General features: G+C 59.0%; 20 protein-coding genes, 1 tRNA gene and 3 pseudogenes. 8 read left to right on the top strand and 16 right to left on the bottom strand.

The genetic code is table 11. The features are described from left to right. Window positions 1-52 precede the first annotated feature (52 nt). The gene (locus EFB14_RS29075) at window positions 53-1045 is read right to left on the bottom strand and encodes an MBL fold metallo-hydrolase (protein ID WP_126830052.1); all 993 of its coding nucleotides are present in this window, start codon (window positions 1043-1045) and stop codon (window positions 53-55) included. Window positions 1046-1287: 242 nt separating this feature from the next. Here EFB14_RS29075 and EFB14_RS29070 point away from each other — a divergent pair, with 242 nt between their 5' ends. Then, the gene (locus EFB14_RS29070; protein WP_126830050.1) at window positions 1288-2712 is read left to right on the top strand and encodes a DHA2 family efflux MFS transporter permease subunit; all 1425 of its coding nucleotides are present in this window, start codon (window positions 1288-1290) and stop codon (window positions 2710-2712) included. Window positions 2713-2720: 8 nt separating this feature from the next. Here EFB14_RS29070 and EFB14_RS29065 read toward each other — a convergent pair whose 3' ends face one another. Genes EFB14_RS29065 through EFB14_RS29055 form a run of 3 tightly spaced genes read right to left on the bottom strand, consistent with a single transcriptional unit; the run spans window position 2721 to window position 5445 of the window. Next, entirely contained in the window at window positions 2721-3104 is a 384-nt protein-coding gene (locus EFB14_RS29065) for a VOC family protein (RefSeq protein WP_126830049.1), read from the bottom strand. A 55-nt stretch (window positions 3105-3159) separates the two neighbouring features. Next, entirely contained in the window at window positions 3160-3879 is a 720-nt protein-coding gene (locus tag EFB14_RS29060; protein ID WP_126830047.1) for an RlmE family RNA methyltransferase, read from the bottom strand. Window positions 3880-3888: 9 nt separating this feature from the next. Next, window positions 3889-5445 (bottom strand): Ppx/GppA phosphatase family protein, encoded by a 1557-nt coding sequence (locus tag EFB14_RS29055; RefSeq protein WP_125843839.1) that lies wholly within the window; start codon window positions 5443-5445, stop codon window positions 3889-3891. A 245-nt stretch (window positions 5446-5690) separates the two neighbouring features. Here EFB14_RS29055 and EFB14_RS29050 point away from each other — a divergent pair. Further along, window positions 5691-5764, top strand: a tRNA-Gln gene (locus EFB14_RS29050). A gap of 266 nt (window positions 5765-6030) precedes the next feature. On the opposite strand, the pseudogene EFB14_RS29045 reads toward EFB14_RS29050, so the two are convergent. Further along, window positions 6031-6384, bottom strand: a pseudogene (locus EFB14_RS29045) (transposase); the annotation flags it as partial. A gap of 69 nt (window positions 6385-6453) precedes the next feature. After that, on the bottom strand, window positions 6454-7206 hold the full coding sequence (locus EFB14_RS29040; protein ID WP_125843815.1) for a class I SAM-dependent methyltransferase: 753 nt from the start codon (window positions 7204-7206) through the stop codon (window positions 6454-6456). A 439-nt stretch (window positions 7207-7645) separates the two neighbouring features. Between EFB14_RS29040 and EFB14_RS29035 the strand changes: the two genes are divergently transcribed. Together EFB14_RS29035 and EFB14_RS29030 are read left to right on the top strand one after the other, a co-directional pair. Continuing rightward, window positions 7646-8569 carry a nucleotidyltransferase and HEPN domain-containing protein gene (locus tag EFB14_RS29035; protein WP_126830045.1) on the top strand — a complete coding sequence of 308 codons (924 nt, stop codon included), beginning with the start codon at window positions 7646-7648 and terminating at the stop codon, window positions 8567-8569. Window positions 8570-8729: 160 nt separating this feature from the next. Next, window positions 8730-9126: pseudogene (locus EFB14_RS29030) on the top strand (NAD-dependent epimerase/dehydratase family protein); the annotation flags it as partial. A gap of 246 nt (window positions 9127-9372) precedes the next feature. On the opposite strand, the gene EFB14_RS33615 reads toward EFB14_RS29030, so the two are convergent. Continuing rightward, the gene (locus EFB14_RS33615; protein ID WP_245438331.1) at window positions 9373-9594 is read right to left on the bottom strand and encodes a plasmid pRiA4b ORF-3 family protein; all 222 of its coding nucleotides are present in this window, start codon (window positions 9592-9594) and stop codon (window positions 9373-9375) included. A gap of 10 nt (window positions 9595-9604) precedes the next feature. On the opposite strand from EFB14_RS33615, the pseudogene EFB14_RS29020 reads away from it, so the two are divergent. The 3 genes and pseudogenes from EFB14_RS29020 to EFB14_RS29010 form a co-directional block, all read left to right on the top strand. Next, window positions 9605-9867: pseudogene (locus tag EFB14_RS29020) on the top strand (O-antigen ligase family protein); the annotation flags it as partial. Window positions 9868-10140: 273 nt separating this feature from the next. Continuing rightward, entirely contained in the window at window positions 10141-10350 is a 210-nt protein-coding gene (locus EFB14_RS29015; RefSeq protein ID WP_126830043.1) for a hypothetical protein, read from the top strand. A gap of 68 nt (window positions 10351-10418) precedes the next feature. Next, window positions 10419-11531 (top strand): glycosyltransferase family 4 protein, encoded by a 1113-nt coding sequence (locus EFB14_RS29010; protein ID WP_126830041.1) that lies wholly within the window; start codon window positions 10419-10421, stop codon window positions 11529-11531. Between the two features lie 37 nt (window positions 11532-11568). Here EFB14_RS29010 and EFB14_RS29005 read toward each other — a convergent pair whose 3' ends face one another. The 7 genes from EFB14_RS29005 to EFB14_RS28975 all read right to left on the bottom strand — a co-directional run bounded on the left by EFB14_RS29005 (window position 11569) and on the right by EFB14_RS28975 (window position 19111). After that, window positions 11569-12300 carry a glycosyltransferase gene (locus EFB14_RS29005; protein WP_245438333.1) on the bottom strand — a complete coding sequence of 244 codons (732 nt, stop codon included), beginning with the start codon at window positions 12298-12300 and terminating at the stop codon, window positions 11569-11571. 18 nt (window positions 12301-12318) lie between these two features. Further along, the gene (locus EFB14_RS29000) at window positions 12319-13251 is read right to left on the bottom strand and encodes a GDP-L-fucose synthase family protein (protein ID WP_125843810.1); all 933 of its coding nucleotides are present in this window, start codon (window positions 13249-13251) and stop codon (window positions 12319-12321) included. Between the two features lie 4 nt (window positions 13252-13255). Continuing rightward, entirely contained in the window at window positions 13256-14338 is a 1083-nt protein-coding gene (gene gmd, locus EFB14_RS28995) for a GDP-mannose 4,6-dehydratase (RefSeq protein ID WP_125843809.1), read from the bottom strand. A gap of 3 nt (window positions 14339-14341) precedes the next feature. Next, window positions 14342-15265 (bottom strand): glycosyltransferase family 2 protein, encoded by a 924-nt coding sequence (locus EFB14_RS28990; protein ID WP_126830036.1) that lies wholly within the window; start codon window positions 15263-15265, stop codon window positions 14342-14344. Then, window positions 15262-16185 carry an NAD-dependent epimerase/dehydratase family protein gene (locus tag EFB14_RS28985; RefSeq protein WP_245438330.1) on the bottom strand — a complete coding sequence of 308 codons (924 nt, stop codon included), beginning with the start codon at window positions 16183-16185 and terminating at the stop codon, window positions 15262-15264. The genes EFB14_RS28990 and EFB14_RS28985 overlap by 4 nt, the downstream gene beginning before the upstream one ends. 100 nt (window positions 16186-16285) lie before the next feature. After that, window positions 16286-18124 carry an asparagine synthase (glutamine-hydrolyzing) gene (asnB, locus tag EFB14_RS28980; RefSeq protein WP_125843806.1) on the bottom strand — a complete coding sequence of 613 codons (1839 nt, stop codon included), beginning with the start codon at window positions 18122-18124 and terminating at the stop codon, window positions 16286-16288. An 18-nt stretch (window positions 18125-18142) separates the two neighbouring features. Beyond that, a complete protein-coding gene (locus EFB14_RS28975) occupies window positions 18143-19111 on the bottom strand; it encodes a glycosyltransferase (protein ID WP_245438329.1) in 969 nt (322 codons plus the stop codon). Here EFB14_RS28975 and EFB14_RS33610 point away from each other — a divergent pair. Further along, window positions 19103-19321 carry a hypothetical protein gene (locus EFB14_RS33610; RefSeq protein WP_245438328.1) on the top strand — a complete coding sequence of 73 codons (219 nt, stop codon included), beginning with the start codon at window positions 19103-19105 and terminating at the stop codon, window positions 19319-19321. The two genes, EFB14_RS28975 and EFB14_RS33610, sit on opposite strands and share 9 nt — an antisense overlap. Window positions 19322-19340: 19 nt before the next feature. Here the strand turns inward: EFB14_RS33610 and EFB14_RS28970 are convergent, their stop codons facing one another. Continuing rightward, window positions 19341-20474 (bottom strand): glycosyltransferase, encoded by a 1134-nt coding sequence (locus EFB14_RS28970; RefSeq protein WP_245438327.1) that lies wholly within the window; start codon window positions 20472-20474, stop codon window positions 19341-19343. Further along, a complete protein-coding gene (locus tag EFB14_RS28965; protein ID WP_125843804.1) occupies window positions 20471-21805 on the bottom strand; it encodes a glycosyltransferase family 2 protein in 1335 nt (444 codons plus the stop codon). Before EFB14_RS28965 ends, EFB14_RS28970 begins: the two co-directional genes overlap by 4 nt.

The raw sequence follows: 21805 nt of genomic DNA, 5'->3' as shown, positions 1-21805 counted from the left end.
GGAAAAAGCCCGGCATGTCCGCCGGGCTCGTCATGGGTGCCATGCATCTGGCTCAGATGTCGAACTGATAGGTCTTCGGCACGAAGCGGTAACCGCCATCCTGCCTCTCGACGAAGCCGACCGCAGGGAACGGCATGTGGTAACCCAGGAAGGCGATCTTGTCGGTCGCTATCATATCGAAAACCTTGCGGCGGGTGGCCGCCGCCTGCGACTTGTCCATGTCGAAGCGCACCTCCCAATCCGGACGCAGCAGCGACAGGATATAGTGATTGGCCGTATCGCCGGTCAGCACCAGGCGTTTGCCCTCGGTTTCGACGTGGAACACCATATGCCCCGGCGAGTGGCCGGCCGCCAGCATCGCCGTCACGCCGGATGCGACGCTGTCACCGTCCTTGATGAAGGCGGCTTTTTCGATGAGCGGCGTCACATTGGCGAGCACGGCTTTGTGACCGCCTTCGGCGGGCGTGCCTTCGCGCGCCTTGTCCGACCAGAAATCATATTCGGCCTGGCCAATGACATAGCGGGCATTCCTGAAGGCAGCCGCGCCGTTTTCCATCAGCCCGCCGATATGATCGCCATGCAGATGGGTCAGCGCGACGACGGTGACGTCGTCGGCCGAATATCCCGCGGTCTTTAAGCCTTCGGCAAGCTGGCCGGCGCCGCGCGCACGACCAGAGGCGCCGAAGCCGGTATCGACGAGAATGACATCCGCACCGGTCTCGATGAGGGCCGGCGAATAGCCGTTGAGGAACTTGTCGGCCGGCAGGAAATTCGCGCTCAGTAAGGCCTTGACGGTTTCGGGATCCTGATTGGTGCCGAAGGTCTCATAAGGCTTTTCGGAGATGTTGATGCCGTCGCGGACGACGGTGAATTTGTAGGAACCAAGCTTGAATTGATTGATCTCAGGCAAAGGCGTTACATTCATATTTCTGCTTTCTCCAGTCGCGGCCGCTTCGGCCCTGTCTCTTAGAATTGCCGGCGCCGCCAACAGCCCGAGGCTTGCCGCAAAAAGCGTGCGCCGCTTTATTCCAATTGAAATAGCCATGCATCCCTCTCCCGTGACATCAGGCGCGTCACCGCGGCCCAATGATCCCGGCCGGATTTCTTGTTCCGGCGCAGCAGATATATGCCAATCTTGACAGGCGAGGTTGTCGGACAAGCCATCTCACGCAGACGTGAACCAAATGTCTCATCCACGCGGATTGAGGGATTGGCATGACCGGCAGGCGGGACTAAACAGCACGGGCCTTTCCAGCGCCAATCCACAGCCCATCGAGGCTCCCGCCTATGAATCGCATCGTCCCGCTGATCCTCGCCGTTGCTCTCTTCATGGAACAGATGGATTCTACGGTCATCTCGACGGCGCTGCCGGCGATCGCAACGGATTTGCATGTCGGACCGATCACGCTGAAACTGGCGCTGACGTCCTACATGGTTGCGCTTGCGGTCTTCATCCCGGTCAGCGGCTGGATGGCCGACAGGTTCGGCGCCAAGAAGATCTTCCGCCTTGCCATATCGGTCTTCGTCATCGGCTCGATCTTCTGCGCTGCCTCGTCCAGCCTCGTCGAATTCGTCTTCGCCCGCTTCCTGCAGGGCATGGGCGGAGCGATGATGACGCCGGTCGGCCGCCTCGTCCTGGTACGCACGACGCAGCGCAGCGATCTCGTCTCGGCCATGGCGCTGCTCACCATCCCCGCACTTGTCGGCCCGCTCACAGGTCCGCCGCTCGGCGGCTTCATCACCACCTATTTCAGCTGGCACTGGATCTTCCTGATCAATGTGCCGGTCGGGATCATCGGTATCTGGCTTGCGACGATCTTCCTGCCGGAGGTGGAGGCGACAGCGCCGCCAAAGCTCGATTTCACCGGCTTCGCGCTCACCTCGTTTTCCGCCGCGGGCGTCGTCTTCGGCCTGTCGGTGGTCAGCCTGCCGGCCCTGCCGCCGATCATCGGCGTCACCGCCACCGTAATCGGCCTCGTCTGCGGCTTGCTCTATGTGCGCCACGCCAAGCGGCACCCGGCGCCGATCCTCAACCTCAACCTCTTCAAGAACCCGACATTCCGAGCCTCCACCGTCGGCGGTACGCTCTTTCGTATCTGCGTCGGCGCCATGCCCTTCCTGACGCCGCTGATGCTGCAGCTCGGCTTCGGACTGACGCCGTTCCAATCCGGCCTCATCACCTTTGCCGGCGCGATCGGGGCGATCACCACGAAGTTCATGGCAAAGCGCGTCTTTGCAGCCGCCGGCTTCCGCACGACGCTTCTCGGCGCCGCCATGGTGACGACGCTTGTGACCGTGATTACCGGCCTGTTCACGCCGTCGACACCGCATCTCGCCATCATCGGCGTGCTGCTTCTCGGCGGCTTCTCCCGCTCCTTCATGTTTACCGGCGTCAATGCGCTCGCCTTTGCCGATATCGATGATGCCGAAGCGAGCCAGGCGACATCGATGAGTTCGGTGATGCAGCAGATCAGCCTGGCGCTCGGCGTTGCGGTCGCCGCCGCGATCCTGGAAACCTCGATCTATTTCCGCGGCGAGGCGCTTGATGTCACCGATTTCCACCTCGCCTTCTATATTATCGCCGGGCTGACGGTCATCGCGACCATTCCCTTCGTCAGGATGGACCGCAATGCCGGCGCGCTCGTTTCCGGCCACCGCTCAAGGCGCATCGCGACATCCACGATCGAGGCTGAGCAGCCGGCCGTGAAATAGACCTCGGATTATTCGGGGTTTTCGCAGACCGCACTGAGCTTGTTGCCGTCGAGATCGCGCACATAGGCGGCATAGAAATGGGCATGGTAGGGGCGCAGGCCCGGCCCGCCTTCGTCCACGCCGCCAGCTGCCACGGCCGCCGCATGGAAGGCATCGACAGCCGCCCGCGTTTCGGCGGAAAACGCGACCATTGCGCCGTTGCCGGCAGTTGCCCGGCGGCGATTGAATGGGGTCACCACCCAGAAGCGGCAGCGTGTATCGCCATCGGCGGAATAGCCGATTTCCTCCTCCGAATAGTGCTGGCGACGATAACCGAGCGCAGCCAGCACGGCATCGTAAAAATGCCCTGCGCGATAGAGGTCATTGGTTCCGAGCGTGACGTAAAGAAGCATAGGATCAGCTGTTCAGTTCCTGGGTCGCCATCATCGGACAGGACCGGCCCGAAGATCAAGCCTCCTTTGCTTGCTCCTCGGCCCTTCGCCCTTTGAAGCCCTTCGCCAACAGGAACATCTCGACCGATTCGGCACGTGAGGAGTTCGGCTTGACATGGACGACCTGGCGGAAATTCTGCTTCAGCATGGCAAGCAGATCGCGCTCGGTGCCGCCTTGGAAGGTCTTGGTGAGGAAGTGCCCGCCCTCCCCCAGCACCTCAATGGCGAAATGGGCCGCCACCTCGCAGAGATGCATGGTGCGCAGATGGTCGGTGCGGTGGTGGCCGGTGGTCGGCGCGGCCATGTCCGATATGACGAGATCGGGCGTGCCGCCGACCGCCTCCATTAGCTTGTCAGGCGCCGTCGGATCCAGGAAATCGAGCTGCAGGATCCTGACGCCGGGAAGCTGGGCCATTTCGAGGAAATCGATCGCTGCGACACGGATATCGTCATCCGTCGAGCCGGTGACCTTGGCGGCGATCTGCGACCAACTGCCGGGCGCGGCACCCAGATCGATGATACGCCTGGCGCCGCGAAGGATATGATATTTCTCGTCGATCTCCAGCAGCTTGAAAGCGGCGCGGGCCCGATAGCCTTCGAGCTGCGCACGCTGCACGTAGGGATCGTTGATATGGCGTTGCAGCCACTGGCGGGAGGACGCCTTCATCTTCTTGTTCTTCACGCGCTGGCCGAGCTTGCGGCCGGTGCGATTTCCCGCGATCGGTGCCTTGGTCATGCCTTCCCCTTATCTCGCGCGCTGGCCGCGGCGGTTGCGGTTCCGCCGCCACACGCCGTCATCGGCCATCATGTCTGTGAGCAGGCCTTCCCTCAAGCCGCGGTCGGCAACGCGCATGCGCGGGCTCGGCCAGCGGCGGCGGATCGCTTCGAGGATGGCACAGCCGGCAAGGACCAGATCGGCGCGATCAGGCCCAATGCAGGGGTTGGCAGCTCGGCTTGCAAAATCCCAGGAAAGCAGTTTCGCCTGCATGGCGGAGACCTCGCCATCGGACAGCCAGATGCCATCGACCTTGCGCCGGTCATAACGCGGCAGGTCGAGATGAACGCCGGCTAGCGTCGTTACCGTGCCCGACGTGCCGATCAGATGAAAATCGCTCGTCTGGGCAACCTCTATCTCAGGGCAATCGAAACACCCGAGCATGCCTTCGACCTCGCGCACCATGCCCTCGAAGATCTCCGGCGTGACGTCGCGTCCGCCGTGGCGCTCCGACAGCGTCACGACGCCAACCGGCAGCGAGGTCCAGTGGGTGATGTGATTGGCCAGCCGGCTGAAGCGGTTGTCGCCGATGCGGATGACGGCGATCTCCGACGAACCGCCGCCGATATCGAAGAGCACGACGGAGCGCGTCTCACGCCCGACCAGCGAGGAGCAGCCGGAGACGGCAAGCCGCGCTTCCGTTTCCCGGTCGATGATCTCGAGCGCAAGGCCGGTTTCCGCAACGACCCGGCTGAGGAATTCCTCGCCATTGACCGCCTGGCGGCAAGCCTCGGTGGCGATCAGCCGCATGCGGCGGATCTCCCGGCTCCTCAGCTTGGAGGCGCATATCCGCAGCGCCTCGACTGCTCTCTCCATCGCCTCGTCGGACAGACGGCCGCTTGCCGCAAGCCCTTCGCCGAGGCGCACGATGCGAGAGAAGGCGTCGACGACGCGGAATTGTCCCGGACGGGTCGGCTGTGCGATCAGCAGACGGCAATTGTTGGTGCCGAGATCGAGAGCGGCATAGAGCTCGTCCGGCCACGCGTGCTCGCGATCTCCCTCGCGACCGGGACGCGCATCGTTATCCTGGCGACCCTTGCGGCTGGCGGTTGCGCCATTCTGCGCTTCGCGCGGATCGGCACTGCGCGCCGTCTCTTCCGTACGGTTTCCCTGCTGCGTTGCGCCGGAGGGCTTCGCCGGTATCAGCGGTCGGCCCTGCAGACCGCGCTTGCCGCGATGTTTCCGACGATTGCGCCGGCTCGGCGCCGAATCGCTGTCGGGCCGGGCTGCGTGGCCTGCCACTCCCGGCTGTTCCATGGCAGGAGATTGAAGTGAACCGTCCTGCACAGCACCTTGGCCGCCACGACGGCGACGCTTTCGCTTGCGGGCCGGATTCCCGGCTGCATCCTCTAGCGGGCGTGCAGGCTGTCCGGCATCGCCGGAAAGCTCATGCGAAGCGGGATAAGCCGCGTTGCGGGATTGCCCGCCACGCTTGCCCTTGCGGCGCCTGGACTTTTTGCCGTCCTTGCGCCCTACCGCCGACGCCCCGTCAAATTGCGGCTTTGCGCCGCCTTCGGGGTCTTCCACGTTCGTTTTCCATCGCGCCGCGCAAGTCCGGAGGTATGCAGCAGGCGCTCATTCGATTTTTGCGTTGCCGCAAGAATATCAGCGCCCGCCGAAATCGCCAAATTCTTTTTTGGACAGGGGATTTGAGGACGAGTTGCGCTGCCCTCCCGCATGACGGATTTTTTTCAAAACAGGTATTTGCAATCCCCCGGCTTTTGTTTATAAGCGCCGCACACCAGCCGAACCGCCCGCCGGTTCGCTTTTGCTGGGGAATAGTTCAATGGTAGAACAGCGGACTCTGACTCCGTCGATCTTGGTTCGAATCCAGGTTCCCCAGCCAATTCTCCCTAGTAGCGCCGGATATCGTTTTGGCAATGCCCAGACCTGTAGCCCACAGGTGATGCCCACGCGCGAAATATGCGGAGGCAGCGCCGGTGGCAGTTGGCGTTTGTGGACGGAAACTAGCACTACTTTGGCAGAATTGAATTTGGGGTCATTTGGAACCTGATACGGCAGTGAGGACATCGTTGTGGTGGATGGTGGTTTGAGAGCGCGGCTATGACAGCGCGCCGGATGGCCGGCAGTGTCGGCTTAGGCGGACCGTGCCTCTTCCTTTTTTTCCCGCTTTGCCTTGTTGAGGCGTTGATGTTGAAGAAAGGCATAGGCAATCATCGTCATCAACGCGTGTCGGTGTAGGCCCTGCCACGATCGGCCTTCAAAGTGATCGAGGCCGAGTTCTTCCTTCATCTGCTGATGAGCCTGCTCGCAGACCCATCGCGCTTTGATGGCGGCCGCGAGAGCTTTCAAGGTCGCCTCGGCCGGCAGATTGGAGAGATAATATTTGCGCTCGTCGTTTGAACGCCATTCACCAACGAGCCACGCCACTTCGCCCGGCATATGCTGCTGTCCCTTGTCGAGGATGCGTTGCGGGTTGCCATCAGCAATCCGAATGCGTAGGGCACCCCTGTGAAAATGCCCAAGATGGCCAATCATCGTAAATGGCCGGTTAATCTGCCAAAGTAGTGCTAGCTAGGCGAACGCCTGCCACCAGCGTTTCGGCTTTTTCGCGATGAAGCAGTGCGTGACTGCCCGAAGATCATCATCATGATATCCCTTCGCTTCAAGCTCGCGCATGATATCGGCAGGAACAGCGCCTTCAGGTTCTCGATCAAGATTATCTGCCAAAATCGACAGCCCCTTAAGGCGGCTGGTCGCTGCAGCGTAGTCGCGTGATGAACGCTTATTAAAGTTAAAAGCATCCACATACATGTAATTCACGACGACTTCCGCAGATTCATTCGCCGCAGCAATTTCAATCTTTCTGTCGACCAGATACTTCATGGCTTCGTCGCGAGATAGCCGGAGATGCGCCCATGGGTAATCTCCGAAATACTGGGGGAAATGATGCCCATTGCGAGAGTTCCACAGCGGAGAGGCGATGCTGTAGATCGCCCCGCCTGGAGCCAACACCCTCTCCATCTCAGCAAATGCCAAGAATACATCAGGGACATGCTCCATCGTCGCGAACGTATAGACAAGATCGAAGTAGCCAGATTGGAGGCTCTTCATCTCTTCTGCGCTCTCCTGATGATAGGTTACACGAGGATGCTTGAAGTCCCTACCGATGCCATCAACGACATCGACGCCGTGAACTTCCTTCGCTCCGAGGTCGACAAAATACGTGCAATCTCCGCCAGTGTTGCAGCCTATAACCAGAACTCTCTTGCCTTTGACATTCAGGATCTTGTTGGCAGTTGTGGCATGGTAAAGGTTGTAGTCCATGAAAATTCCTCTCCGATCACAACCTGCTTACAGATCAGGGAAGAGGTATTCAACTGCTCCCTGCATTTTCCGCCACAATTACACTGCACCAACATTTTCGCTAGTGTTTGAAGTGCCGCCGGACAATGAAATCCCTCACGAAGGGGCCGCAGCATTCGCCGGTTGGCCAAATGATTTGCTTTTTCCCACCGTATCGCTCTTACAGACACGATTTCGCGTCAAGAACCATGCGACACGATCGCGTCGCGAATTTTGGCGAGCTGTTCACGTGAGAAGTGGGAACGATCTCACGGTGGTAGCCTCGGAACTGCCGATTGTCTCTAACCGAGGCGGTCACCGGTCGATTTACGATTTGTGGTTTAAGGCAACCCGTGTAGAATCAGGCTAAGTGCCTCAATTTCTCGATGTGATTTGAAGCTGCCCGCGATCATTGCTCTCCATGATGAAATCCTCTCTCAACCATATGCCACTTCGCAAGCAGCGCGAGATTGGCCGCGTTCTCGAAATTCTCCACGAGGAGTTCGAGGACGCGCTGAAAGAGGGCACCGCGGATTTCAAGAAGCGGGGCAGGATTCTGAAGATCATCCTGTTCGGCTCCTACGCCAAGGGTGGCTGGGTCGATGAACCTTATACGATGAAGGGATATCGCTCCGACTTCGATCTCCTGATCATCGTCAACAACCGCAGGCTCTGCGAGTTTGCCGAGTACTGGTACAAGGCAGCCGACCGGCTAGTCCGGGAAAGCTTGATTGAAACGCCAGTGAGCTTCATCGTCCACTCCAGACGAGAGGTGAATACCTACCTCAGGGAGGGGCAGTATTTTTTCTCCGACATCAGAAACGAAGGCATCGTTCTGTACGAACTGGACAATGAGCCTCTGCCTTTGCCTGAGCTACTTTCGACGGAGGGTCGGCTACGTGTTGCGAAGGGGCATTTCGAGCAAAGGTTTAGGGCGGCGAGTCGTTTCCTCGAAATTGGCCGCTTCGCGATAGATCGGGGGTATGCAGAGAATGCTGCATTCGAACTTCATCAATCGATTGAACAGGCCTATTCTTGTGTCCTGCTTACGCTCACCAATTACGGCCCGCCATCGCACAATATCAAGTTCCTACGCTCGCTTGCGGAGGAGCAGGACCGACGACTGATCGATGCCTTTCCTCGCGATCTGCACAGAGAGCGCGCCTGGTTCAACACGCTGAACGAAGCCTATGTGAAGGCACGGTACTCCGAGCATTTCGAGATCACCGACGAAGCGCTTGCTTGGCTCGGGGAGCAAACGGCCAACCTGATTGAGTTGGTCAAAGCCGTTTGCTCGGAGCATTTGGAGAAGCTGAGCGGAGTACTGTGTGGCGGCGGCTCGTGAAACGTATGTTCTTGATCAGCTGGTAGCGGAGATAGTCCGCGAGGACCTGAAAGTGATGGCACGAAATGGTCCGTCGGTCGGTGTTACCAAGGGTTTGGCCTATGCCTGAGGTGATCTAAGCCTCGCCTGAAAACGGGTCTATGTCGCGGGCCACCGCGGCATGGTGGGCTCTGCAATTGTGCGGCGCCTCGCATCCGAGGGCTGCGAGATTTTGACCGCCACCCGCGCCGAAGTCGATCTCAGGCGGGAGGACGAGGTGGAGGCCTGGATGAGGAAGAATCGTCCCGACGCCGTCTTCCTGGCCGCAGCGCGAGTCGGCGGTATGCTTGTGAACGCCACCTCTCCGGCCGACTTCCTTTACGACAACTTGATCCTGCAAGCGAACGTCATCCAACGCAGCCCATAGGGCGGACGTCGAAAAGCTGATGTTTCTGGGCTCGTCTTGCATCTGTTGGAAATTTGCAGATCACCTGATCGTTGAGGACGCGCTTCTGACCGGATCGCTCGAGCCCACGAATGAATGGTATGCGATCGCCAAAATTGCAGGATCAAAGCTCTGACTAGGCCTATCGCAAACAGCACGGCTCATCGTAAGCATGCGCTGAGGACCGCAGGGTCAGGCTTTTTTTTGCGCGATCGGCGCTTCCACTTTGCGGCAGGAGCCTCGACGTGTTTGCGGGATTGGCGGCGTCGACGTCGCCAGGATCGTAGTGTACGTCGCCCCTCGTCCGACAAGTCGAGAAAGAAGGGATCATCGAAGTCAACGGTAGCCAGAAGGTCGTGCGTCCAGCCGTCGCCGAAGTTTAGAGATACTTGAATGATCTCGCGCCGATATCTTTGATAGCGGCAAGAAGAGTTTCCTTGCGAGAACCGATGGAGTCATCAAAGCCGTCATGAGGCACGCCGAACCCGATGTCACGGACCCTGTACTCATATAGATGGCTGCTGGTCCAGCCGAAAGCCTCCTGAAGAATCTCATGAAGCCGATCAAGCCGGATGCGGAATGGGTCGATAACGCGACGCATCACCAAGGGATCGATCGACGCCCGCATCTTCGGCACGGCGGCACTTTCACTTATGCTCCTGACGCCGGTGATCGGCGCGTGGAGGAAGGAAGCAGGACCGGGTAGGGATTCGGCCATAGCGCTCGCCCGTCTTCTGGCGACAAGTTACGTCATCACCGGCAGCTTTGGCATCATGTTCGGCAGAAGGCATTGGACCCGATCTTCGCCTTCATCGTCGCCCTGATCTGCGCGGATCGCGGCAGTACGCGTTTTTCACCCGTCGTTCGGCGTTGACCTCAAGCAACCTCCGAGCATCTCCCTTTTTGTCGACGCTTGATTGTTTTTAGCAACTCAAGCAGATATGGTCGAAGTACGATGCGCCGATAGCCCTCGCTATCCATAATGGACGACACGAGGATTTCGACATTCCCGCTTTCAAGTCTTTCGTCGGGCAGCTACAAGCAACACACATTCAGTGAATGCCATGTTGAATAATAAACAGAAGTCAATTGCCTGGGCTGTGGTGGGGATGATAGTCGGAGCTGCCGCGACCGTGGATACGCAGGATTGACCGACAAGATATCGGCGGCAACCGCCGCAGGCCTTTTTCCCTATTGCATCGACAAGTCCCTTGGTGATCCCGACCGCTATCAAGTTGTCCTCGATCTGCGTGCAGCGAAAGTCGACGAGCGTGAAAGCGTCATAGAACAGTCGGGATGGGCGACTCCGCTGGCCAGCGACGAACCGATCGCGAGCTTGGTAAAGTGTGCTTGGTGAAACTCAATCTGTTTTAGCTACCGATTTGAAGCTATCCAATCAGCGCTACGTCAAGCAGGGCTTTCCATATGCGTGTTCTTCACTTCTTCAAGACTTACTGGCCAGACACCTTCGGGGGCATCGAGCGCACGATCCACGCTCTAGCCAAGGGCGGCAATGCTCACGGCATTCAGACCGATGTGTTGTCCCTTAGCCCCGATCCACTAATCAATACTGTCGAGTTCGATGGCCACATGGCTCACAAGGCGAAACAGAATCTCGAGCTGGCCTCGACCGGTTTCTCGCTGGACGTTTTTAGAAAGTTTCGCGAACTGAGCGCGCAGGCCGATATTGTACACTACCATTTTCCATGGCCTTTTATGGACTTGGTGCACTTCGCGACCCCACCTCGCAAGCCATCGATTGTGACCTATCATTCGGACATCGTGAAGCAGAAGGCGCTCGGCCGGATATATAGGCCACTGATGTTGCACTTCCTCTCGTGCGTGGATCAGATCGTTGCGACATCGCCAAATTATCTTGAATCCAGCGAAGTTCTTCAGCGGTTCAAGAACAAGACCGTAGTCATCCCGTTGGGCCTCGACGGCGCAGATTCCGCCACTGCGGATGAAGCTGAAAAGAATCAGTGGAAAGCCCGATTTCCAAAACCGTTCTTTCTCTTCGTCGGCGTTCTTCGCTACTACAAGGGCATTCACATCCTTCTTGAGGCTGCGAAGGAAGCGACTGCGGATGTTGTGATCGTCGGCGGCGGTCCTATGGAAGTCGAGCTCAAGGCGCGCGCGGCCGACCTCGGTCTGCAAAATCTGCATTTCGTAGGTGCGGTTTCCGACAACGCAAAGGCGGCGCTACTCGAACTGTGCATCGCATTGGTTTTTCCCTCGCACCTCCGATCGGAGGCTTTCGGTCTGTCGCTGGTAGAGGCGGAAAGGTTCGGAAAGCCGATGATCAGCTGCGAGATCGGAACCGGAACGAGCTACGTTAATCTCCATGGTGTCACTGGAATCGTCGTTGCGCCGAATGACACCCGGCAACTGGCGAAGGCAATGAACGATCTGGCGGACGATATCGAACTTACGCAGCGCTATGGAGCTGCAGCGTTCCGTCGCTATATGGAAAACTTCACGGCGGCGCGCATGGTTGCCGAATACGTCGATCTTTACAGGTCCCTAAGCTTACGCTGACCGAGGATGACGGTTAACAGATGCCGAGAGGTAGGCCCTAACCCATGAGGGCCTTGTACCAGACGGCGTAGGGCTGCATCAGCCACCATTTGATTGGCACGCTGCCGTGATGTTTCCGGACTGTGCGGATCGCCTCGCTGTAATGCTGGCGGCGCAGGGTTTTGGTCTTAGTCGTTTCGTGCTCGCGGTTGACGGCGACATCCTGCTGCACAAAATGAAGCGGGCCGCTTGCTTTGAAAAGGCGCCACCAGAGGTCGTAATCCATGACCATGTGCAGATCCGGATCGGCGCCGCCAACGGCTTCCCAGGCCGAGCGACGGATAAGCGTAGCAGGCTGAGAGATGATGCAGCGCAGCGCCAGCCTGCGCTCGCTGAACGGCTCTACCCACACCGGATAACGTCGTCCGGTCCTCTCTACGACATTTAACGCCAGGCCATACGCCGCCGGCGCATCCGGCGCCTCGGCGGCAAGCGCGCGGCAAAGATGCCCCAGTCCGCCTTTCAGATACCAATCGTCACTGTTCAGCCAGGCCACGTACGGTGCGCTGCCGCACGCAATGCCCTCATTGATGGCAGCGGCCTGTCCATTATCGCTGTGGCTTCTCCAACCAGCCAGCCGATGCTCCCACTGACGGATGACTTCGATCGAACAATCCGTCGAGCCTGCATCCATGACGAACACCTCGACCGGCACATCCTGCTGGAAGATGGATTCCAGCGCCTGGTTGAGATACCGCCCCTGATTGAACGACGGGACGGCGATCGTCACCAAGGGTGCGCTCATAGCTTAACCCGCCGGCCGGTTTTGAAAGTCCGCATAGGCCTTGGCGATGCCTTCGATGAGAGGTGTGCTTGCCTGCCACCCAAGTTTCTTCATTCTATCGACATTTAGGAGCTTACGAGGCGTGCCATCCGGCTTTGTCTGGTCGAACACAATATCGCCGTCAAAACCCACAACCTTCATGACCGTCTCCGCCAGTTCCCGGATGGTTACATCCGTCCCGGTGCCAATATTGTAGAGACCCTCGGCGACGCCGCTCTCCATCAGGAACACGCTAGCATCGGCCATGTCATCGACATAGAGGAACTCGCGCATCGGACTGCCAGATCCCCAAACAACCATTTCGCGATCGCCCCGAACCTTCGCCTCATGCGCCTTTCGGATCAACGCAGGTAGCACATGGCTGTTGTTCAAATCGTAGTTGTCGTTCGGCCCATAAAGATTGGTCGGCATGGCGGAGACATACCTTGTGCCATGCTGGCGATTGTAGTTCTCGCATAGCTTGATGCCGGCAATTTTGGCAATCGCGTAGGGTTCGTTGGTCTGCTCCAGCGGCCCCGTCAGCAAGTAGTCCTCGCGGATCGGCTGGGGGCAATCCCGAGGATAGATGCAACTAGAACCCAGGAACAGCATGCGGTGCACGCCCGCCTGCCAGGCGGCGTTAGTTATATTGGCCTCGATAAGTAGGTTGGTGTATAAAAAGTCAGCACGGAATGTATTGTTGGCATGGATGCCTCCGACCTTGGCGGCAGCCATGAAGATGAAGTCAGGAGTTTCTTTGCCGAGGAACGCGGTGACGGCCTGCTGGTTCGCCAGGTCAAGCTCCTCGTGTGTGCGAGTCACGATATTGTCGTAGCCACCGTCCAGCAACCGCCGCACGATCGCCGATCCAACCATGCCGCGGTGCCCTGCAACGTAGATTTTTGCTTGCCTATCCATTGGCTCACTCGTGATAGTCATAGGCGGAAAAGCCATGGCGCTTGACCAGTTCGTCACGCTCGGCGGCCTTCAGATCCTCTCGCATCATTTCCTGCACAAGTTCCTCGAAGGTAATCTTAGGTGTCCATCCGAGTTTTTCCTTCGCTTTCGTCGCGTCACCGAGAAGGGTTTCGACTTCGGTGGGGCGGAAATAGCGCGGATCGACAGCGACGATGCATTTGCCTGACGGATCATAGCCTTTCTCGTCGATGCCTTCGCCCTTCCAAGAAATTTCTATGCCCACTTCACTTGCAGCTGCATCGACAAATTCCCGGACGCTGAATTGCACTCCGGTTGCAATAACAAAATCCTCGGGCGTCTCCTGCTGCATCATCAACCACTGCATCTCGACATAGTCCTTGGCGTGACCCCAATCGCGCTTGGCATCCATGTTTCCAAGGAACAGGCAATCCTGCAAGCCGAGCTTGATGCGGGCGATCGCGCGCGTGATCTTGCGCGTTACAAAGGTCTCGCCGCGCACCGGGCTTTCGTGGTTGAACAGGATGCCATTGCACGCATACATGCCGTAGGCTTCGCGGTAATTGACGGTAATCCAATAGGCGTAAAGCTTGGCGACGGCGTAGGGCGAGCGCGGATAAAACGGTGTCGTTTCCCGCTGCGGAATCTCCTGCACCAGTCCGTAGAGCTCGGAGGTGGAGGCCTGATAGAAGCGGCAGGTCTTTTCGAGACCTAGAATACGCATCGCCTCGAGAATGCGCAGGGCGCCTAGAGCGTCGGAATTAGCGGTATACTCCGGCTCCTCGAAGGAGACCGCAACATGTGACTGGGCAGCGAGATTGTAGATTTCATCCGGCTGAACCTGCTGGATGATGCGGATCAGGCTGGAGGAATCCGTCATGTCACCGTAGTGGAGAATGAAACGGCGGCCGGTTTCGTGGGGATCCTGATACAGATGGTCGATACGGTCGGTGTTGAACAGCGACGCGCGCCGTTTCAGGCCGTGAACCTCGTAACCCTTCTCTAGAAGGAGTTCAGCCAGATAAGAGCCGTCTTGCCCTGTTACACCTGTGATTAGCGCCTTTTTCATGTGCTATCCATTCTTCCGTAAAGCGACCTGTAAAGCAGCATCGGCACGCTTGTGTTTCAAGAGATACGCGATATGGCGGATGATACGCTGCGCCGTATTCATCCTGCCATAAGCGTGGGCATGACGGAGCTCCGCCATTTCACGCGCACCCCGCTCACGAAAATCCGTTTGGGATTTCTGATTGCCGTGAACGCGGAACAATCCGAACAGCTCGGGCACATGGTTGAACACCGCCCCGGCCTGCATGAAACGCAAGATCAGATCCCAGTCCATCGCGAAGTGAAATCGCTCGTCGAAGCCGGCTCCCACCCTCTCCCATAGACCGCGCCGCCAGAACATGGTTTCCTGTGGTACGTAGTCGACAAACCGCAAGATCTCCTCGTCGTGCCCCGGCAATATCCAGCGACCGATCTCGCTTCCCTGTTCGTCGACAACAAGGCGGTTTCCGTAAATCACTTCGACCGAAGGGTTATCGCGAAAGTAGCGACCGACCAGATGAAGCGTTCCGGGTAGCAGCATATCGTCGGAATTCAGATAGGCCATGATCTCGCCGCTGCTGCGGGCAAAACCACGGTTCAGTGCATTTGTCTGTCCCTTATCGGCTTCCACAATGATGTCAACACCACGGTCGCGATAATTCGCGAGTATCGCTTGCGAGCCGTCGGAAGACACCGCGTCCTGAACGATGTACTGCAAATCGGGGTAATGCTGCGCCAGAACGCTGTCGAGCGTCATGCCGACGAACTTGGTCTGATTAAAGGACGGCGTAACAAGACTAATCCGCGGTAGATTGCGGTCATCGCCGGACCGCCCGATTGTGGCGATGCTAAGCGGACGCGGGGGATATTGCTGAAACAGGCCAAGCCGAAGGCCAGCCATGCGCCTTAGCGTTGTGCCGACGCCGAGCTCCGATAGGGTCGCCCTCATGCCAGGCCGCATTCCTTACGGAACCAAGTAGCATAGCGCGACAAGCCGGCCCGCCAGTCAATAGAGGGTTGCCAGCCCCAGACCACTGCCCGGGATATGTCAGCCTGGTAGTCGCGCGGATCGCCATGCCGCTCGGTGCCGCAAAACACGGGGCGGTCGTTCTTGCCCATAAGATCGAAGAGTTCGCCGACGACATCGGCGACGGTGACGGCGACACCGGAGCCGCCGTTTACCACCGGGCAGTGCGGGCCGGCATTATCCGCTGCACAGATCATGAGTTCGGCCGCGTCGGAAACATGCAGCCAATCGCGTGTTTCGAGCCCCGTCCCGAAAAACTCGGTCTCGTCAGCACTGATGCGGCGACAGGCATCCCAGAGGAGCTGTTTGCGGAAGCCTTCGCCGTAAATCGAGAACAGGCGGACGATTGCTGTGTTGAGTTTAAATAACCGCGCATAGTCGCGAACCAGCTCTTCGGCCAGACGCTTGTGTGCGCCATAAGGTGATGCAGGACGAAGGGGAGCATCCTCCCGTATCGGAAACTGCTCGGCGATCCCATAAACCGCGGCGCTCGACGGATAGACCAGAGTCGCCTGCGGGCATTCGCTGCGCACGAATTCTAGCAGATCGGCCGTGGCCGATACAGTCCTACGGAAATCCAAATACGGGTCGCTGATCGACGCACCCACGGAACCGCTGCCTGCACAATGAACGACGATGTCCGGACGAGTATCGAGAGAGCGCAGCGCTGCAAGCGAGACATCGTTTTCAGCCCAGCGCTCGACCCCCCAAGCGCGCTGTTCCTCGACGCCCCAACTGCCGTGACCGACGCCATGGACAGTCCAACCCTTGTGCGAAAGGGCAATAGCCACATGCCGGCCGATCGAGCCGTAGGCACCCGTTACTAACGCGATATCAGTCACTCTGCGCACTCAATGATCCTTCCGGGGCCGCCCCACCGCGGCCGATATACCTTCTTGCGCTGCTCGCCGGGAAAGGCGGACGCGACCCTCCCGGTCAAATTCAAGCGGCCTTGCGACTCAACTCGCCTACAGGTTTTCCTTCTATGTGCAAACGCGTCCAGCATTCAAGCAGCACGAGCTTATAGAGGAAAGGCAGGCTGTAGGCCGATAGGTCCCGAGACTTCTCGGGCTCGATCAGGCCTTGGCGCACTAGGGCGCCATTTTCGACAAGCGGCAGGAAGTGAGTGACGATGCCGTGCATCCAATCGCGCACGGGCGGCGTGAAACCCTGTTTCTTGCGAGATAGGACATCGGCCGGCAAAGCGTCGTGTAGGGCTTCGACCAAGAGCCACTTGTGCGGCTTGTGCCAGTCGACGAGGCCGCTGTTACGCATACCCGTAACCCGGTCTACGAGCTCGACATCCAGAAGCGGCAACCGGCCCTCGACCGAATGCGCCATGCTCATGCGATCGAATAGGGCCAGGCAGTTCGACCGAAGCCAAGTGCGGTTCAAAAGGTTCGAGATCGCCAGATGCAGGGGGCCGGAGACGTCGAGCGCGGCCTCTTTCAGCCAGTAGCCCTCCGGCAGATGATCGAGTGCCTTTTCCGGCATGAGCTTCCGCGACCAGGCGTCTCCGTTGCGCAGATCGGGGTGAACCCCGAAGAAATCCGCCTTTTCGGGGGGCTTCTGCCCCATAAGCCGTTTCCACCAGGGCAGTTTCACCTTCTTGCCCGCCAGCAGGGTCTCGTTGCGCAACATGGCTTCGCGCACCCATTCGTAGCCCCAGAAGAATTCGTCGCCACCCATGCCGGACATCAAGACGGGATAGCCCGCCTCGCGGGAGGCCTTGGCAACGGAGTAGTAGCCGAAAGCCGCGATATCGCCAACCGGCGTATCCATGACTTCGACCAGTGCCGGGAAGCCGTCAATCACCTGGTCCGTGTCCAGCTCCACTTCCGTGAAGCCGATCCCGAGATCCTTCGCAAGGGTCTCGGCAAAACCACGCTCATCCGTCTCAGGGCGGCCTTTGTAACCGATCGTGAACGCATGCAACTGGCCCGGGAAATGCCTCGCCGTCAGCGCTGCGACTAGGCTGGAATCGATACCACCAGACAGCGCGACGGCGACTGGAACATCCGCCGTGCCCATAAGACGGCAGGCATTGTCGAGAATTTCCTCGGTAACCGCCACCGGCTTGCCGGCATCTTCTCGGACGTCGGAAAGATCCCAGTAGGATTGTGGCGCTTTATCGAGCGCACCGGGCTTCAGCAGCAGGTAGTGGCCAGCCGGCAACAGTTCGAGACCCTGGAGTGGAGTCAGCGGCTCCGGAACGTATTGGAACGTCAGGAACATGTTGAAGGCCTCCGGCGTCAGCTTCAGCGGCTTAGGCATTACGGAGGAAATACTTCGGATTTCGCTGGAGAACCATATCCGCCCGGCATCGCCGCGATGCAGATAGAGGGGTTTTTCTCCCATCCTGTCGCGGGCCAGGAGCAGTGTCTGGTTACGCTTGTCCCAGAGCGCAAAGGCGAACATACCGCGCAGCTTGGCGAGGCAATCGACACCGTATTCCTCGTAGGCGTGGATGATCGTCTCGACATCGCTCAGGCAGGAGAACCGGTGCCCGAGCGCGCGCAGTTCCTCGCGCAGGGCATCGTGATTGTAGATCTCGCCGTTGCAAATGATGACGATGTCGCCCGTCTCGTTGAAAAGCGGCTGACGTCCGCCGGCGAGATCGATGATCGACAGGCGGCGCATGGCGAGCATTACATTTGTGTCGTCGAACATCCCCTCCGAATCGGGACCGCGATGCTCCAGCAGCGCGTTCATACGGCCGACGCCGGCTATGTCCGCCCTTGTCAGAGCCGAGTTTGAAATCATACCGCTAATGCCGCACATACTCGCCTTCCTGTTCCTCTATCCGGCTTTCGGCGCACGGCCGGCCGCTTCGTTCGCAATCGCGACAAACGCATGCGCGGATGCCACCCGCGCAGCATCGCGCCGATCGGCTGCCGCGCGTTCCGTCTCGACACAAGGTCCAGCCGTCGATCCTGGCAGTACCTGCTCGATCCGTTCAGCCATATCGTTCGCATCCGCCGCCCTGAACAGATGACACTGCTCAAGATCATTCAACTGTTCCTTGTGAACCGCGATATCAGATGCCAGGATGGGTCTACCCAGGGCCTTAGCATCTTCTATCACGGTGCTCCACCCCTCAAACAGAGAGGGTTGAAGCACGAGGCTTGCTGCACGGAAAAGTTCGATCTGATGGTCCCGAGGCACGAGGCCCAGGATCGTCACCTGATCGGCGATTCCCCAGTCGGTGAGGCTCCGGACCAGCCTGTCGTAATAGCCGGGATCGCGGCGATCCGATTGCAGGCCGGTGCAGACCATTCTCACGATCACTTTGCGATCCTTCAGGATTTTCAGTGCCCTGAAGGCCGTCTCGTGATCCTTGTGCTTCCAGAAATGGTTGGCAACGTAGACGAAGTGTTCCGGCACCCCGTAGGATTCAAGTATCTGCTTACCGGCTCCCAACTCGTCTGCCGCTATGCTGCTGCAGAACGACCAGACACGCGGCACGACCGTCGCATCAGGAAAGAAGCGCCGGAAATCGGTGAGCGCGGCATGGCTCGACAGGAGTAAGACGCCCTGTGTGGCCGCGATCTCGCCGATGCTGCGGGTGCGGGTCGCGAGTTCTTCCGCCGAAAAAAGCTCAGGGAAATGAAATATTTGGAAGTCCGGCACCCAGTAGAGATTGGTGCGCCAGCGCTGCGAGGCATCGAAGGCCGGGAAATAAACGGTGTCGCGCGCCGCCGGCCAGAATGCGCCGAGGGCCGGCGCCCGGCGAAGGATAGCCCGGTGAAGGCGCCGCGCGTGGGCCATCAATCCGGCTGCCCGGCGTCCGGCCGCCTGACGCGCCAGCACAGGATAGCGAAGCATTCGCCGAGCGAGCGCGGTTTCACCCGACGACAGGAATACAAGTCGCGTGTCAGGCTGATCTCCGACAGGCATCGAGGACAGGGCGGCCAGGAGATTGTCGATATAGATCGATCCGCCAAGCCACTGCTCGTCCTCCAGAAACTCGATCCGTAGCTTCAACCTCATGCACGGCCTATCCTATCGCCTGTCGGGCGATATCATGGAAAACCCGGCCGGCATCCAGGATGCGGCCTTCCATCTCGTGCAGCGCCTTCTGTTCCGATGCTCTGTCCGGCCCGGGTACGAGCCCGGGCCAGGCAGCGGCGAGCTTCGCAGCCAGATCGGAGGGCTCGTCGGGATCGAAATAGGTACAGCGAGCGGGATCTTGCTCACGATGAACCGGAAGATCCGACAGAAAGATTGGGCGGCCTATTGCGCGCGTATCCTCCACAACCGTGCTCCAGCCCTCGAACAGCGATGGCTGGACGATCGCCGCGGCGCGCCGGAAGATTTCCACCTGCGTAACACGGTCGATGAGGCCCAGAAGCTTGACTTGATCCTGGAGACCGTTCTCCTCGATAAAGGCGAGAAGCCCGGCAAAATGGCTTTCGTTGCGTCTGTCGGACTGCGCCCCTGTGCACACAAGTGGAATGGTAAGACCATGATCCCGCTTAAGGATTGTGAGAGCATTCAGTACCGCAATATGGTTCTTGTGCGCCCAGAATTGGTTGGGCAGATAAAGGAATTTCGACGGCAGTCCGAACTTCCCGACTATCGAATCATCCGCTGCCCCTTGAGTCTCCAGCAGCGAGCAGAAATGCCAGACGCGTGGCGTCGCCGGCTGACCGGGATAAAAGGAGCGAAAGTCGGCAGCGGCAACCTCGCTGCTGAGTACGATCACACCGGGCTTTGCCGCCAATTCCGCGATGGAACGGTCGCGCGCGGCGATCTCGTCTGCCGAGAACAGATGGGGAAGATAACGGTGCTGAAAATCGGGGATCCAGCGCAAGGTCACCGCGCCTTCTACCTCGCGCCCGAAGCCCGGATAGACAATATCGATGGGGGGCTGGGCAATCTTCAGACCGATCTTTCGTGCGATACGCTTCAGCAGGCCTTTCTTGCGGCCCAAAGCGTCCGCTAGATGATTTTCCGCAAGGAACTTGCCGACTACATCCGGCGCGCCGAGGAGTTCGACATGCGGACGCTCGTTGGCCGGCAACCGAGAAAGGCAGATGGCAAGGTTTTGTAGATACAGCACGCCGCCCATCCAGGTCGGATCACTGATCAGCTCTATCCCGATGCGAAGTGTGCGTTCTGGTCCGTTCACGATGTGTGCAGCTCCCGCATCGACCGGCGCCAGGCCCGTTTCCTGCCTATCTTCGGTATCGGGTTCCAGGCGAGCCGGCGCAGGCGCTCCAGCTGGGGGCGGTCGGGGAGGTTCGAAAAGTCGATCGTCGTCAGCCCGAACCATCTCTCACTTTGCAGCGTGCGCAGAAGACCGCGCTGCCGCAGCGTCGCCACATCCAGGCCGACAGATTGCACGTCCGCTTCCTGCACCGGGCCCGGGGCGGCCACCAGGAACAACGGCAGGCGGATCACGCCTGGAAATATCTCCGGACGGCAGAGCACGTCGGCGCCGTCGGTTGCGATCGCGTTCCTGAACTCCCGAAACATCCGACGCTGATTGTGGATATACGCAATGGTGCGCCCTGGCAGAGAAGTGAGCCAGTAGATAGGCAGAAAGAGAGGTCTTACCCCAGTACGCAAGGTAAGATCGATAACGATGCGCTTGATGAGACGCATCCGGTTGCGATTGCGGTAGGCAGCCGGCGCATGACGGCCGATGAAGCGCCAATGGTCACGCACGTTGCTCATCGACCGGCGAGAAAACAACTCGTTCCAGATGGAGCGAAAAGTGCTGCGCCCCTGCGTGGGCACGATGCCGGTTTCCTCGATGTGCGCCATGATGCGGGTTTCATAGGTCACGCCCAGTTTGAAGCCATGGCTTTTCAAACGGCAGAAGAACTCGTAGTCGGCGAGGTAATGCGGCAGCATCTCGGCATCGACATTTCCCGCGGCGCGGATCATCCGCAGCGGGATGATGCTGCCCCGCCCCGGAAGCACATCCACGTCGTCGCGATAGATCTCGCCGGGATCGACATGCTGCCTTACCGAGAAAGTATAGCCTTCCCAGTCGACATATTCGCCGGCATCGAGCACCTGTTCCGGGTCCCTGCTGTCGACGATCAACCCGCCGACCGCCGCGTCGTGCTGAAGTGCGGCCTTGACTAGCGTCTCGACATAGTCGGAATCCAGAATTGTGTCGTTGTTCATCATCAGGACCAAATCGTCCGGTCGGCCGCCGAGTGAGAGCACATGGTCTATGCCCAGCGCCATGGATCCCGACCACCAGAACTCCTTGTCCGTTGTCAACACCGTGACATCGGGAAATTCGGCACGAATGGTTGCGACGCTCCCATCCGTTGAACCGCCATCCGAAACGATGATGTTGATCGGTCTCCATGTCTGGGCCCGTAGGTAAGCAATACAGGCACGAGTAAAATGCAGCCTGTTGAAGACTGGAATGATCACATGCACGGTCGGTAGGCCGGAATCGGCCACCTCTGTCGCAGTGCCAAACTCCGCCTCGGTATTCAT

The organism is Rhizobium fabae, assembly GCF_003985135.1.
Lineage (GTDB): Bacteria > Pseudomonadota > Alphaproteobacteria > Rhizobiales > Rhizobiaceae > Rhizobium > Rhizobium pisi.
The sequence above is the reverse complement of the archived record's forward strand: the minus strand, read 5'-3'. Positions and strand labels throughout refer to the sequence as shown.